Raw genomic sequence first — 14,363 nt, forward strand, 5'->3', positions numbered from 1 at the left:
TCGCGTGACTTCCGAGCGCAGACGCTGGCGGGTGCGGCTGCGCGATCATCGTGGGCGGATCCTGGGCGCCGGGACCATGCTCGACGGCGAACACCTCCTCACCTGCGCTCACGTGATCGAAGGCCTCGACGGTGTCACGGTGGATTTCGTGGCGCTTCCCGGTGTGGAGCCCGGAATCGCCACGATCGTCGCGCAGGCGGCGCCCATCGGCGACGACGGCGGGGACATCGCGCTGCTCCGGTTGCGTGAACCCGAGGAACAGATCTCCGGCGCCCCGCTCCACCGGACCGCCCTCGAAGACGACCAGCGCGTCCGGGCGTACGGCTTCCCGTGCGGTTCGGACGGCATGTGGTCGCTGGCGACAGTCGTCGGCGACGGCGGGCACGGTCTCGAACGCGTCCAGCTGCACCGCGATCCCGACGCCGAGCCGATCACCCACGGCTTCAGCGGTTCCGCGGTGATCGCCGACAAGACGGGCCACGTCGTCGGCATGGTCGCGACCCGGTACGCGACCGAGGCCGCCCGTGTCTCCTGGATGATCCCGGTCGAGACCATGCTCGGTTACCTGCCGGAACTGCGCCGCTGGGCCGAAGGCAGCCCTGCGATCGACCCGGGTTTCGTGCAGTACCCGGAGCCGCCCGCGCTCGACCCACGGTTCGCGCGTGAATTCGCCCGCTGGCTCGGCGGGCACGGCCGGGCCGACGTCCGGGTGATCATCATGGGACAGGACGATTCCGCCGTCGCCGCCTCCTTGCGGCGCGCCGTCGTCCTCGCCGATCGCGAACGTGGCGCCGGCCGGACCGCGACAGGGCCGACGGTGCCGCCGGTGGGCAGTGTCGTGCTCGCCGTCGACGCGATCGGCAAGACCGCCGACGAGGTGCGCCGCCGCATCTCCGACCGGCTCGACGTCGCCGCGGATTCGCCCGCCGGCCGGCACGGTTCCGCCCGTACCGTCGTCGTCTACGGGATCGACGAGGCCGCCGAACCCGACGAGCTCGTCGGTGAGGTGCTCGTGCCCCTGGCCCAGCGCGCGCACGAACTCGGGCTGCGGCTCGCGCTGGCGTTCCGCGAGGCGACTTCGCCGGGAGTGAGCGTGGTCCGGTCGAGCACGGACGTGCTGCCCGCGGACGAGGACGACATCGAGGGCAGGCTCGCCCTCCTGGAAACCCGGTTGGGTGAACTCGCCAAGCTGGAGAAGGACAACGCGAGCGACGCGCCCCGCTTCTCCGACGCCCCGCACGTTCACCCGAAGGAGCGGCGGCTGCGCGGCGCGCTGACGCAATTGCGTTCGGCGGAGCGGGACGGTGACACGGATTGGGTGAAACGGCAGCTTCCGGTCTTTGAGCGTGCCGTGGCCAAGACCGTCGATCGGGCTCGCGACCTGCGCCGCCTCCTCGGCGAAAACCTCGCCCGGCGCGCGGAACTGCGCGCCCGGCTCGACGCGTACGGGGAGATGGCCCGTAACGGCGGGCTCGTCGAAGACGTCGAACTGGATGCCGCCTACGCTCCCGCGTGGCGGATGCTCTTCGAAGGACAGTGCGACCTCACGGCCGCGGCGGCCGCGGTCGAGCGCTACGCGGACACCGTACGGAAACGGATCGACGGATGACGGCCTGCGGACAGGACGGCTGCCCGGGTGTGCTGGGCAAGACCGGCTTCTGCAAGATCTGCGGATTGCCGCCCGGCACTCCGGAAGAGTCACCGGGGAAACCGACCCTGGTGATCCCCGGCCCCGGTGAGGCGCCGACGAGGATCACCAGCACGGTGGCCACCCGTGCCCAGCAGATCGCGGGCCACGCCGGCACGGACGATCGGGCCCCGCTGCCCGTCGTCGAACTCCCGGAGGTCGCGAGCCGCCTGCTCACCGAGCCGCATGTCCCGGAGGAGGAACGGTTCTGCGGCAAGCACGGGTGCACGGCCACCCCGGTCGGCCGCTCGGTCGCTGGCGGGCCCGCGCCCGCCGAAGGGTTCTGCCCGGTCTGCCGGACGCCGTTCTCCTTCTCGCCCAAGCTCTCGGCGGGTGACGTGGTCGACGGCCGCTACCATGTGCTCGGCTGTGTCGCCCGCGGCGGGCTCGGATTCGTCTATCTGGCAACGGATTCCGGGCTCGGCGACCGGTACGTCGCGCTCAAGGGCCTGATCAACACGAACAACACCGCCGCCGTCCGGATCGCGGAGACCGAGAGCCAGGTGCTCACCGCGCTGGATCATCCGAACATCGTCCGGATCCTCGACGTCGTCAAGCACGACGACTTCCGCTACATCGTGATGGAGTTCGTCGACGGTCTTTCCCTGCGGGAGGTCAAGAACCGCCGCCGGGCCGGGCTGGACTCCGGTGAGGGACGGCTGCTGGTCGAGCACGTCGTGGGGTACGGGCGCGAGATCCTGACCGCGCTCGACTACCTGCACGGCGAAGGCCTGCTGTACTGCGACATGAAGCCGGACAACGTGATCCACGGCGAGAAGCGGATCAAGCTCATCGATTTCGGCGCCATCCGCAAGATCGACGACGACGAAAGCCCGATCGTCGGCACCGAGCACTATCAGGTGACCCCGAAGGAACGGGCGACCCACGGTCTCACCGTCCGGTCCGACATCCACACCGTCGGCGTGACGTTGCGGGAACTCTTCCAGGCCAGCGACGGCTGGTCGGTCACCACCGACGCGCGCGGTGTCCGGTTCGGCATCGAGTCGTTCCTCCGCGTCCTCGACCGGGCGACCGCGCCGTTCGAACAGCGATTCGCGACCGCGCGCGAAATGCTGGTCCAGCTCGACGGCGTACTCGACGAGATCCTTTCCTTGCGGGACAAGCAGTACCGGCCCGGTGCATCGACGTTGTTCGCCGAAGGGGCGGTGCTGCTCGACGCGGGCCTCGGTCAGGCGCCGCCGCTGGAGCACTGGACGCGCGGGACGCCCGTCTCGCTCGGCGCGCGGCCGTCCGCCGTGGAGATCGCCCTCGGGCTGCCGGTGCCGCGTGAGGATCCGGACGATCCGCAGGCGAACTTCCTCCGTGCCGTCCGCGCGCCCGACGCGGCGCGGCTGCTGAAGAAACTCGACAAGGTGACCGGTTCGCCGGAGGTCGGATTCCGCCGGTGCCGGGCGCAGCTGGAACTCGGGGCCGTCATCGAAGGCACGCTGGCGGTGGCGGAGGCCGAACGGCTGCTCGGGGAGCGCGCCGCCCACGACTGGCGGGTGGCGTGGCATCGAGGTCTGCTCGCGCTCGGCGAGGGCGATTTCGCCGCGGCCAAGGAGAAGTTCACCGCCGTGTACCGCGACATCCCCGGCGAGGAGCCGCCGAAACTAGCACTGGGGCTCTGCGAGGAGCACCTCAACGGCGCGGCCGCCGCCGAACGGTACTACGACGCCTTGTGGGTGCGGGACCGGGCGCAGGTCAGTGCGGCGTTCGGGCTCGCGCGGGTCCGCTTGGCACGAGGCGACCGTGCCGCCGCCGTGGAGATCCTCGACCAGGTCCCGGAATTCTCGCGCTACGACGAGGCGGCGCGGATCGCGGGCGTGCGGGTGCTGTCCGCGCCGATGCCGGAGACGGGTGACCTCCCGGCGTCCGCGGAACTCGACGACGCCGTCGTCCGGCTGACCGCGTTGGACCTCGACGGCGACGCACTCGACAGGCTCGTGACGGCGGTGCGGGAGACCGGGCTGGCGGGGGTGTTGCTCGGGCAGGACGGGATCACCGACGGCGAGATCCTGCGCGCGGACGAGACGGGTGCCCGCACCGTGCTGGACAGGTCGTACCGGCGGCTCGCCCATCACGCGCCCTCGCCGGAGGCGCACGACGTGCTGATCGATCTCGCGAATTCGGTGAGACCGGTGACCTTGGTGTGAAAGGGGAGAAATGAGCGGGGAGCCGGGTCTGGGCCTCGAAGTGCACCAGAACAAGTTCCTGGCCGAGGGGGACCGGGCGATGACCGCGATCGTCCGGGTCGTCTCGCGCGGCGGTGAAGCGTCCGCGGCCAGGACGGCCGCCGAGGTCCTGATGATCGACTGCTCCAGTTCGATGCGCTTTCCCAGCACCAAGATCGGCGAGGCCCGGCGCGCGGCCGCGGCGGCCATCGACGTCCTCCCCGACGGCGTGCGGTTCGCCGTCATCCAGGGCACCGACCGCGCGAAGATGATCTACCCGGCCGAGGACGGCCTGGTGACCGCTTCCGGCCGGACCAGGGCGGAGGCGCGCGCCGCCGTCGAGCATCTCGCGGCCGTCGGTGGTACCGCGATGGGTGCCTGGCTGGCCAAGGCGCGCGACCTCTTCGACGGCGTGCCCGACGCCGTCCGCCACGCGATCCTCCTCACCGACGGCCGCAACGACTCCCAGACCAGGGCCGATCTGATGACCGTGCTGAACAGCTGCGAAGGCCGGTTCGTCTGTGACGCCAGGGGGATCGGCGACGGCTGGGAGCCCGCCGAACTCACCCAGATCGGCCGGGTCCTGCGCGGGAACGTCGATTCCGTCGTCGAGGACGACAAACTGGCCGACGACTTCCGGCAGCTGGTCGAGAGCGCGATGACGAAGGTGCTGCCCGAGGTCCGGCTGCGGATCGGCACCATGCCGTTCAGCAGGCTGCGGTCGATCAAGCAGGTGTTCCCCGACGAGTACGACCTCACCGACCGGTGCCGGGAGGTCGGCGTCCGCGAGCAGGAGTTGTCGCTCGGTTCGTTCGCGAGCGACGAGACACGGGACTACCAGCTGATCCTGGATCTCGACCCGGACCTCGAACCCAGCCACGGTCAGGACCGCCAGCTGGCGTGGACGGAACTCGTCCCGGTGCCGGGAGCCGCGGTCGAGGAGGACGCGCTGGCCATCGCGGGGCGGTGGACGCGTGATCCGATCCCGCCGACGCTGATTCACCCGATGGTCTCGAAGTACGCCGCGCAGGCCGACCTCGGCGAGGCGCTGACCGCGGGCGGCGATGCCTACGCGGCGGGCGACCGGGCCGGAGCCGAACGGGACTGGGGGCGCGCGGTCGCCCTGGCCACCGCCGCGGGTGACGACGAGACCCTCAGCCGTCTCTCCGGGGTCGTGGAGATCCTCGACGCGGAGAAAGGCGTGGTGCGGCTGCGCCCCGACGCGACCCGCAGCCACGCGTTGCACGTCGTCATCCCGTCGAGGGTTTCGGAAATCGCCCTTCCGCAGGAAGATCGGCCGATGCCCGACGGAACACCGGTCGCCTGCCCGGCCTGCCCCGCGCTCTCACCCGCCGGGGCGAACTTCTGCGTCGGCTGCGGAAGACCGTTCGGCGAGGTCGTTTCGTGACGGCCACCCGGGTGCGGCTGGTCCGGCTCCGTACCGCGTTGCTGGCGCTCACCCTCGCGGTGCTGGTGGTCTCGCTGTGGGCGTTCCAGAACGTCCAGAACACGGCGGAGACCGTCCGCGACCGCACCGCGCAGGCGGTGCTCGAAGTGACCGCCGCACGGGCCGCGCTGGTGGCCGCCGACGCCGCCGCGATCGCGAGTTTCGCCTCCGGTGAGGCGAAACTCGCCGGGCCGGGGCAGGAGTACGCGAACCAGTTGGCGCTGGCGAGCCAGAGCCTCGCGCGGGTCGCGGAGTTCAACCAGGCGGGTGAGGCGGGCGGCAACGCGCTGCAGGTGATCGAAAGCCAGGTCGCGGCTTACTCGGGCTCCATCGGCCAGGCCGACGTGCACTTCCGCCAGCCGGACGCCGCCGTGCTGGGCGCGGTCGATCTCTGGCACGCCTCTCGGCTGCTGCACGCTTCGGGCGGGGTCCTGGAAGAGCTGGAAGTGTTGCAGGGCAGGCAACGTGAGGCGCTGGACCGGCAGCTGTCGGACACCGGGATGAGCCTCGCGATGCTCCCGCTCTGGCTGCTGCCGGTGCTGGCCCTGCTGGTGCTGCTGGTCTTCACCCAGCTGTACCTGCGGAAGCGTTTCCGGCGCGTGGCGAACCTCCCGCTGCTCGCGGCGACCGTGCTGATCGCCGCCATCGGCGTCGCCCTGGTGCTCACACTGATCAGCCGCGACCGGCTGGATTCGGTCGGGGAGCGGCTCGACGGTGTCGCCGCCGCGCGATCTCAGCAGCTCAAGGCGGCCGACGACGCCGGTCAGCGGCAGCTCGCCGACCTGCTGACCGAGTACTGCGACGAGAGGCAGGGATGCGGGGTGACCGTCGACGAGTTCCGCGTGCGGGCACGGCAGTCCACGACGGTGGCGACGGACAACACCCGGGTGGCCACGGCGGGCGCGAAGGCGGTGGCGGCCGACGCCTCCGCCGCGGCCGAATCCGGCGGACGGGAGTTCCTGATCCCGGCGGGCACCCTGCTCGCGGGCGGACTCGTCCTGCTCGGGCTGCACGCTCGGATCGACGAATACCGGTATCGCCCGTGAAGCGCCTGATCGCCGTGCTGACGGCGCTGTCACTGGTCGCGGGCGGCTGTTCGGCGTCGGCGGAGGACGAACCGGTCGTCGTCCTCGCGTCCTGGACCGGCGGCGAGGAAACGGCCTTCCGCCAGGTGCTGGACGCGTTCAAGGCCGACACCGGGATCGGTTACCTCTACGAAGGCACCCGGGCCGTCGACCAGGTGCTCGCTTCGGACGTCCAGCGCGGCACTCCGCCGGACGTGGCCGTCCTGCCCAACGCCGGAGTGCTGGCGAAATACCGGAAGTCGGGCGACCTGCTGCCGCTCGACGACGACCTTTCCGCCGCCGTGACGCGGTCTTTCAGCTCACAGTGGGTCACCCTGCAGAAAATCGGCACCGAGAAGCTGTACGCGGTCGCGGTGAAGGCCGATCTCAAAAGCCTGATCTGGTACGACCCGGCCCGGATGACCGGGATCCGCCCGACGACGTTCGCCGCGCTCCGCGAATACTCGGCAGGGCTGACGGCGGCCGGCGGCACGCCGTGGTGTGTCGGGATGGGTGCCCCGCCCACCTCGGGCTGGCCGGGAACCGACTGGATCGAAGACATCCTGCTGCATTCGGCGGGGCCGGAGAAGTACCGGCAGTGGGCGTCCGGCGGGTTGCCGTGGACCTCGCCCGAGGTCAAACAGGCTTGGCTGGACTGGGGTTCCGTGCTCGAACCCACCGCGATCCGCGGCGGTACCGCGGCCGCGCTGCTGACCGATTTCGGCGACGCGGGCAAGGCCATGTTCACCGATCCGCCGGGCTGCGCGCTCGAACACCAGGCGTCGTTCATCATGAGCCGCTACCAGAACTTCAAACGCCCCGACGGGACCTTTCCCAAGCCGGGCACCGATTTCGACTTCCTCAGCTTCCCCGGCCGCGACGTCTCCGAGGTCGCGGCCGACCTCGCCGGGATGTTCCAGGACACCCCGCAGGCGCGCAAGCTGATGGAGTTCCTCGCTTCGGAGAAGGCACAGCGGATCTGGCCGTCGATCCCGCGCGCGAACGCCTTTTCCGCCAACCGGAAGCTCGGTCTCGACGTCTATCCGGATCAGGTGAGCCGGAGGGTCGCGGACACGATCACTTCGGCGTCCGCACTGTGCTTCGACGCCTCGGACCTGATGCCCGCGACGATGACCGGCGCGTTCCACCGGGCCGTTCTGGAATACCTGAGCAACCGGGACCGGCTGGACATCCTGCTGAAACAACTCGACGACGTCCGAGAAAGCATCCAGCAGGGCGAATGGTTCGAAATCCCCTGTGGACAGTGAGGAGCATCGGTGAACGACCTGGCACGATTCCCGCTCGAAGGCGGTGGTTCGGTGATCGTCGAGATCGACCCGGTCCCCGGCACCGCCCGGGTCTCCCGGCGGGACGACCTGATCGAGGACACCAAGGGGTCCTTCGAAGCGGCACTCGCGAACGTCAAGGACGCGGCCGCGGCGGCACTGGACGCCTTTCGGTCGATGACCAGGGGACCGGACGAGGTCGAACTCAAGTTCGGCGTCAAGCTGACCGCGCAAGCGGGCGCCGTCATCGCGAAAACGGGACTGGAGGGGAACTTCGAGGTCAAGCTGAAGTGGGTCCGGGAGACAGGCAGCTGAAGGATGTTTCGCCACCCACGATCCGCGTTGGGCACTTGACGTACATGAAGCTAGGTACATGAAGGCCCCCTTCCTGTACCTAGGCGCAAGGAAGGGGGCCTTCATGTACTTGGCAAGGTCGAGTTTCCTCGGCTGATCCGAGGGAAGGGGCCCTTAACGCGCGACACTGTGACGGCTGTGGCTATCGCCGCTCCCCGTATCCGGCCGTGCGGCGAAGGCTCCTTTCGTCGCTTCGGATGCGGTGAAGGGAGCCTTCAGCCCATGCACGACAGTGACGAAATCGCCCAAGGGGAACGCGTCCTTCGACTAACGCCCGAGGCCCCGGATCAGCACCATCACCGATTCCCGCACGTCGGCCCTGGTCCGTTTCGGCTGGAAGACCTGCCAGTCGAGCGCGACCACCAGCATCGTGCCGAACAACCCCGCCGCGGCGGTCTGGATCTGGACGCCGTCGGGCAGCCGCCCGGCGGCGTCCAGCCGGTGGAGTTGTTCGCGCACGATCGAAATGATCTCCTCGCGCAGCAGCGTCAGCGTTTCGTGCCAGGTGCCGGGCGTACGCCACATCTCGCTCACCAGGATCTGCGAGAAACCGGGGTATTCGGCGATGAACTCCAGCGCACCGTCCACTTGCGACTCGATGACGTCCATCGGGTCGCCGTCGCCGGTCGCCGCGCGCAGGCGGTCCGCGAGCACGCCGACGCCGTAGCGCAGCAGTGCGTCGACAAGACCGTCCTTGCTGCCGAAGTTGTAGTAGACGGTGCCCTTCGCGACCTTCGCCTCGGCCGCGATGTCGTCCACCGTCAGCCCCACGAGGCCACGGCTGGCGGACAGCCGCAGCGTCGCTTCGAACAGCTTCTGCTTCGTCGCCTCACCCCGGGGACTCACAACGCCAGCTCGGGTTTCAGCGCCGAAACCGTCCAGGTGCGCCGTTTCCGCGCCGCCAGTGTCGAGACCAGGATCCCGCCGACGAGATACGCGACAAGGACACCGATGTCACCGAGGATCTCCATCGAGGCGCCACTGTAGAGCAGGTGCCGGAACCCGTCGATCGCGTAACCCATCGGCAGCACGATGTGCAACGGGTACAACGCGTCCGGGATCGTCTGCCAGGGGAACGTGCCGCCCGCGCTCACCAGCTGGAGCACCAGCAGCACCAGGCCGAGGAACTTCCCGACGGCGCCGAAGAACGCGTTGAGCGCGTGCACCACCGACGTGAAGGTCAGCGACACCAGTACCGCGAACCCGATCGCGCCGAGCGGATGCGCGACGTCGATGCCGACCAGCCAGGTCACCGCGCCGAACAGCACGATCACCTGCGCGATCCCGAGCAGCGCCGAGGACAGCCAGCCGCCGAGCGCGACCTTGAACGGTGACGCGCCGGCGGTCAGCGCGCGGGTCGAGAGCGGGCGCAGCAACAGGAACAGCACGAACGCGCCGATCCAGGTCGCGAGCGAGATGAAGAACGGGGCGAGACCCGCGCCGTAGGTCCCGGCCGAGGCGACGCCGGAGGAGTTGACCGCCACCGGGTCCGCGATGGTGTTGGCGGTCGCCGCCCGGGTGGGGTCGTCCGGGTTCGGGATCTCCTTGAGCCCGGCCGCGAGCCCGTCGCGCAGCTGCACCGCGCCGTCGGCGAGCTGGTTCGTGCCGTTGACCGCGGTCTTCTCGCCGTCGTTCAGCTTCGCCGCTCCGTCGCGGATCTGCGCCGACGCGTCGGCCGCTTGCGCGATGCCGCTGGTGAGCTGCGGGGTGGCCGAGGCCAGCTGGTGCGCGCCGTCGGACACCTGCCGGGCACCGGACGCGAGCTGGATCAGCTGGCTGTTCGCACCCTGGATCTTCGTGTTCGCCTGGTCGACCGGAGACCGGAGGGTGTCGAGACGGCTCAGGATCTCCTGCACCTTCGCCTCGGGGACTTCGGCGGCACGCAGATCCTGCGCGAGCTGGGTGCGGTAACCGTCGAGTTTGGCCTGGATGTCGCCGGAAGCCGTCGCCGCGAGCGATGCGGCGTCGGCGACCTTCTGGTTCCCGTCGGCGACCTGACCGGCGCCGTCGGCGAGCTTCTGGGTCTGCGCGGGGAGCTGGGCGGTACTGGATTTCAGGGTGCCGAGGCCGGTCGCCAGCTGGGAGCTGCCGGAGGCGAGCTGGTTGGCGCCGTCGGCCAGCTGCTGCTGTCCGGTCTTGAGCTTGCCGGCACCGTCAGCGAGCTGCGAAGCACCGGTCGAGGCCTCCTGGATCTTGCCGTAGATCGTGGAGAAGCCGACCAGGAACTTGTCCGCCGCCTCGCTGCCGACCTTCTCCGCGATCGTCTTGCGGACCTGCTCGGCGACCTGTTTCGCGATGGTGCCGGACAGATAGTTGTTCGCGTCGTTGGTGGTCAGCGTGATCGTCGCCTGCTGGGGCTGGAAGTTGCCCGACGACAGCAGCGCCGTGGAGAAGTCGCGCGGGATGCCGATCGCGAACGAGTACTTGTCGTCGCGGACGCCCTTCGCGGCCTCGTCCTGGGACACCTCGTGCCATTGGAACGTGCCGGATTTGACCAGTTCGTCGGTGACCTCACGGCCGACGTTGCGTTCCACGCCGGCCGAGTCCTTCGCGCCGGTGTCGGAGGTGAAGACGGCGGCGGGCAGCTTGTCCAGGCGCGAGTACGGGTCGTAGTTCGCGTAGAGGTAGAAGGACGCGTAGAGCAGCGGCACCAGGACGAGCGCGGCCATGGCGAGCTTCGGCAGGGTGCCACTGCTCAGCCGGCGCAGCTCGTTGGCGGCGATCCGGACGGGATTCATTCCTGGTCTCCTGAAGTCTCTTCGATCTCAGCGGTTTCGACCGGCGCGCAGCGCACGGGGTCGGGCTGCTCGAGGGCGCCGCAGAGCGCGGGCTTCTCCGGCAGGGCCGAAACCGGGGTGGTGGCGGTCAGCACGATGACGGCGAGGCCGCGCTCGGCGTGCTCGCGGGCGAGCCGCGCCCAGCTGTCGACGTCGCTGGTGTGCCGGTCCGGGGTGTCGAGCACGAGGACGCCGACGCCCTCACGGTTCGCGGCGAGCGCGGTGAGCAGCCGGGTGCGCGTCACCGGTTCGATGTTCTCGAATCGGGTGGTGGCGAAGGCGGCGGCGTCGTGCTCGGCCAGCCAGCTCGCGACGGCGGCCTTGTTCGCCGGGCGCTTCGCGAGTTCGAGTTCCTCCCCGACGACGACCTGCAGCGACAACGCGCCGTCCGGCTCGCTCACGCCGGGGGAGTCGACGATCGCCACGACCTTGTGCGGGTCGCCGCCCTCGACGGTCACCGTCCCGGTGGCGGGCTTCAGCCTGCCTGCCAGCGCCAGCCCGAAGGCGGTGACGCCGACTCCCGGCTCGCCGTGCACTATCGCCAGCTCACCACCCGAAACGGTGAGCGAAGTGGGCGACAGCAACGTGCCGTGGGGTCCGGTCACGGACACCCTGTCGGCTTGAACCCGCACGAAGAACTCCCAGGTCGGTGACTCGCGGAACTTTTAAACTGACTGGTCAGTTCAAAAGTTAGCCCTGACCTGGGAGGTGCACAACCTTGGGGGGCTCACGTCACACACAAGAGTGACGAAACCTCCGCAAACCGGACGTCTATCGCAGGGCCGACGCCGGATGGACCTCCCAGGACGTCCACAGTGGACGATAACCCTGCCGGTGCCAGAACACCGAGGAGAGCGGGTTGGTCGGGTTGTAGTAGAGGTAGGTGCCGTCCGCGCCGTCGGCGGCGAACTCCTTGTGCACCACCGACATCAGTGTGCGGCCGAGTCCGCTTCCGCGCAGCCCGGGCAGGGTGACGACGTTGTTGACGTAGCCCCAGCGGCCGTGGGGGAGCAGTTCGGCCTCGGCCGAGCCGGGTGAGGAGGTGATCCACGCGCCGTGCGCGAACGCCGCGATGCGGGCGTCCCGTTCGGCGAGCCACAGCAGCGGGAGATCCTTGTCGAGCGCGCGTTCCAGCGCCGGGGCGAGCAGTTCGGCGGCGTTCGGACGGTGCCGGGTGGCGACCTGGCCGATGTAGTCGTGGGTCGACACGGCCATCGCGAGCACGGTGTCGAAGTCGTCGCGCCGGGCCCGGCGGACGGCGACGCCCTCGGCGTCCGGGGCGTCACGATGGCCGCCGGCGCGCACCGCGAGCGCGGACATCGGCACCAGCCCGTGGTCGAGGAACGCGCGGATCGCCTCGGCGTCCCGGCTCGGCCAGTTGACCACGCAGGACGAGTCCTCGCCGGGGGATTCGGCGTCCATCCACGCCCGCCACGCGCGCAGGAGCACGTCCATGCCCTCGGTGCCGGTGTTCCCGATGAACGGGAACAGCTGCCGCACGTCGGCGGCCGACCACAGCAGGGGGACGTCGTCCGGCCCGTGCAGCTGCCGTTGCACCACTCCGGTGACCTGGACGCCGGCCGCGGTGGCCGCGTCCACGCGTTCACCGACGACCGGGGCGGGCGCCGCCTCGGGCAGGAACCCGTCGATCGACGCGAACCGGGCGCGGTGCGCGTCGAACAAGGTCTTTTCGATTTCCATCCCCGTCCCCAGTGTCGACCGCGGCGCTCCGCTACCGAAGGGCCGCGGCCGGGGCGGCCGCCCACGTCGTCCACAGAGGACGATAACCCTGCCGGTGCCAGAACACCGGGGACAGCGGATTCGCCGGATTGTACGAGACGAAGGTACCGCGCAGCGACGGCGAGAACAGCTCGTCGTGCACTGCGGCGGTCAGCGCGCGCCCGATCCCGCGTCCCCGCGCGGCCGCGGTGACCGCGAGCGTTCCGACGTAGCCCCATTCGCCCGGCGGCAAGCGTCCGGCGAGCGCGTCGCCGGGGATCGGGGAGCGCTTTCCGCCGGTCACCATCCCGACCGTGAGGCCTTCCTCTTCGGCGATCCAGACCCGGCCGCCGAACTGCAGGCCGCGCCGGACCTCTTCGGCGAGCAGGGCTTTGGCGCCGGGCCGGACGACACCGTGGCCGACGAGCGAGGTGTAGCGAAGTTCTTCGAACCGGAGGTCGACGATCTCCTCCAGATCGCCCCGCGTCGACGCGCGGATCGTCACGCCGGGTACGGAATGCGCTTCCCCCGCCGCGGGCTCGCGGACGGCCAGCGCCAGTTGCGGCGCGAGCCCGTGGTCGAGCAGGGCCCGTGAGACCGCGACGTCACGGCTGGGCCAGGTGACCGTGCACGACGAATCCGGTTCGGCGTCGGCGAGCGCGATCCGCTCGCGCCAGGCGGAAAGCAACGCGCTCATGCCCGCGACGGCGTCGAGGGGGAGGACCGCGGAGAGGATCTGCAGATGGGCGGGGCTCCAGAGCCGTTGCCAGGAACCCGCCGCGAACCGCACGTGCGTGATCGTCCCGCTGGCGCCGCCTGCTTCGAGGGGTTCGCCCGGTGGGAGCGGGGGAGGCGGCGGAATCAACGGGTCGAGCGCGGCGAACCGCGCCCTCTGTCGTTCCGCCGCCGGGGTCATCCCCGCTGGGTGCAGAAGATCGCGGTGCCGGGGAAGAGCTTGCCGCGCAACGGGCTCCACTGTCCCCAGGTGCGGGTGTGCCCTTCCGGCCAAGCGGGCTCGATGAGATCAGTGAGCGTGAAGCCGGCGTCGGAGAGCGCGCGGACGTAGTCGCCGAGGGTGCGGTGGTACTCGACGTACGTCGCGACGCCCTCTTCGTCGACCTCGACGTAAGGCGTGCGGTCGAAATACGGCTGCGTGACCGTGAGGCCCTGCGGCCCGGGGTCGTCGGGGAAGATCCAGCGCATCGGATGGGTCACCGAGAACACCCAGCGGGCACCCGGCCGGAGCACCCGGCGCACTTCGGCGAACACGACGTCCACCGACGCCACGAACGGCACCGCGCCGAAGGCCGAGCAGGCCGCGTCGAAGCTCGCGTCGGCGAACGGGAGCGACTCGGCCGTCGCCTGCACGAGCGGGACGGGCGTGCCGGTCCGCTCGTTGCCTTCCCTCGCGTGCCGCAGCATGCCCGCCGACAGATCGGTCGCCACCGCCTCGGCGCCTTGTGCGGCGAGCCAGCGCGAGCAGGCGGCCTGCCCGCAGCCGACTTCGAGGATCCGCTTGCCGTCGACTTCACCCAGAAGCGCGACGTCGGCCTCGCGGACGCCCTCGGGGCACCAGACGAAGTCCGCGTCGCCGAGGAACCCGCCGTGGGTCGCCTGATAGTCGTCGGCGTCGGCGTCCCACCACGCCAGGTTCGCGGCGGTCGCTTCCGGCGCCGAGACCGCCCGGTAGGCGACCCCCGCGGTGCCGAGCCGCTCCTCGGCCTGTGCGTGCCGATCGGGCTCGGTGACGGACTGCTGGCTCAAACCGATATCCTTTCCCCAGGTCAGGGCTTCGCGGCACAGCTTATCCGCCCGCCGTGATCGTGGGGGCGACCCTGATTGTGCCGTGTACAGG

Annotated in this window: 12 protein-coding genes; 6 read left to right on the forward strand and 6 right to left on the reverse strand. The window is 70.3% G+C overall.

The genetic code is table 11. The features are described 5' to 3' along the window. The first annotated feature begins 4 nt into the window (after window positions 1-4). From AJAP_RS13505 to AJAP_RS13530, 6 genes are read left to right on the forward strand one after another with little or no spacing between them, the layout of a single operon-like run. On the forward strand, window positions 5-1,609 hold the full coding sequence (locus tag AJAP_RS13505) for a S1 family peptidase (protein ID WP_038511296.1): 1,605 nt from the start codon (window positions 5-7) through the stop codon (window positions 1,607-1,609). After that, window positions 1,606-3,843 carry a serine/threonine-protein kinase gene (locus AJAP_RS13510; RefSeq protein WP_038511299.1) on the forward strand — a complete coding sequence of 746 codons (2,238 nt, stop codon included), beginning with the start codon at window positions 1,606-1,608 and terminating at the stop codon, window positions 3,841-3,843. The genes AJAP_RS13505 and AJAP_RS13510 overlap by 4 nt, the downstream gene beginning before the upstream one ends. Before the next feature lie 10 nt (window positions 3,844-3,853). Further along, window positions 3,854-5,269 carry a VWA domain-containing protein gene (locus AJAP_RS13515; RefSeq protein WP_038511302.1) on the forward strand — a complete coding sequence of 472 codons (1,416 nt, stop codon included), beginning with the start codon at window positions 3,854-3,856 and terminating at the stop codon, window positions 5,267-5,269. Continuing rightward, entirely contained in the window at window positions 5,266-6,354 is a 1,089-nt protein-coding gene (locus AJAP_RS13520; RefSeq protein ID WP_038511303.1) for a hypothetical protein, read from the forward strand. The genes AJAP_RS13515 and AJAP_RS13520 overlap by 4 nt, the downstream gene beginning before the upstream one ends. After that, complete coding sequence (locus AJAP_RS13525) at window positions 6,351-7,640, forward strand: ABC transporter substrate-binding protein (RefSeq protein ID WP_038511307.1); 1,290 nt, start codon at window positions 6,351-6,353, stop codon at window positions 7,638-7,640. Before AJAP_RS13520 ends, AJAP_RS13525 begins: the two co-directional genes overlap by 4 nt. A 9-nt stretch (window positions 7,641-7,649) precedes the next feature. Then, entirely contained in the window at window positions 7,650-7,973 is a 324-nt protein-coding gene (locus AJAP_RS13530) for a CU044_2847 family protein (RefSeq protein WP_038511310.1), read from the forward strand. 306 nt (window positions 7,974-8,279) lie between these two features. On the opposite strand, the gene AJAP_RS13535 is transcribed toward AJAP_RS13530, so the two are convergent. The 6 genes from AJAP_RS13535 to AJAP_RS13560 all read right to left on the reverse strand — a co-directional run bounded on the left by AJAP_RS13535 (window position 8,280) and on the right by AJAP_RS13560 (window position 14,272). Continuing rightward, on the reverse strand, window positions 8,280-8,858 hold the full coding sequence (locus tag AJAP_RS13535) for a TetR/AcrR family transcriptional regulator (protein ID WP_037345486.1): 579 nt from the start codon (window positions 8,856-8,858) through the stop codon (window positions 8,280-8,282). Beyond that, window positions 8,855-10,750 (reverse strand): YhgE/Pip domain-containing protein, encoded by a 1,896-nt coding sequence (locus AJAP_RS13540; protein ID WP_038511313.1) that lies wholly within the window; start codon window positions 10,748-10,750, stop codon window positions 8,855-8,857. The genes AJAP_RS13535 and AJAP_RS13540 overlap by 4 nt, the downstream gene beginning before the upstream one ends. Further along, on the reverse strand, window positions 10,747-11,421 hold the full coding sequence (locus tag AJAP_RS13545; RefSeq protein WP_038511315.1) for an ATP-binding cassette domain-containing protein: 675 nt from the start codon (window positions 11,419-11,421) through the stop codon (window positions 10,747-10,749). Before AJAP_RS13545 ends, AJAP_RS13540 begins: the two co-directional genes overlap by 4 nt. A 139-nt stretch (window positions 11,422-11,560) precedes the next feature. Next, entirely contained in the window at window positions 11,561-12,490 is a 930-nt protein-coding gene (locus AJAP_RS13550; protein WP_038511317.1) for a GNAT family N-acetyltransferase, read from the reverse strand. A gap of 31 nt (window positions 12,491-12,521) precedes the next feature. Further along, entirely contained in the window at window positions 12,522-13,424 is a 903-nt protein-coding gene (locus tag AJAP_RS13555) for a GNAT family N-acetyltransferase (RefSeq protein ID WP_038511320.1), read from the reverse strand. Further along, window positions 13,421-14,272: a class I SAM-dependent methyltransferase gene (locus AJAP_RS13560; protein WP_038511321.1), complete on the reverse strand. Its 852-nt coding sequence runs from the start codon at window positions 14,270-14,272 to the stop codon at window positions 13,421-13,423. The genes AJAP_RS13555 and AJAP_RS13560 overlap by 4 nt, the downstream gene beginning before the upstream one ends. Between the last annotated feature and the right edge of the window lie 91 nt (window positions 14,273-14,363).

Origin of the sequence: Amycolatopsis japonica, assembly GCF_000732925.1 — a bacterium.
Lineage (GTDB): Bacteria > Actinomycetota > Actinomycetes > Mycobacteriales > Pseudonocardiaceae > Amycolatopsis > Amycolatopsis japonica.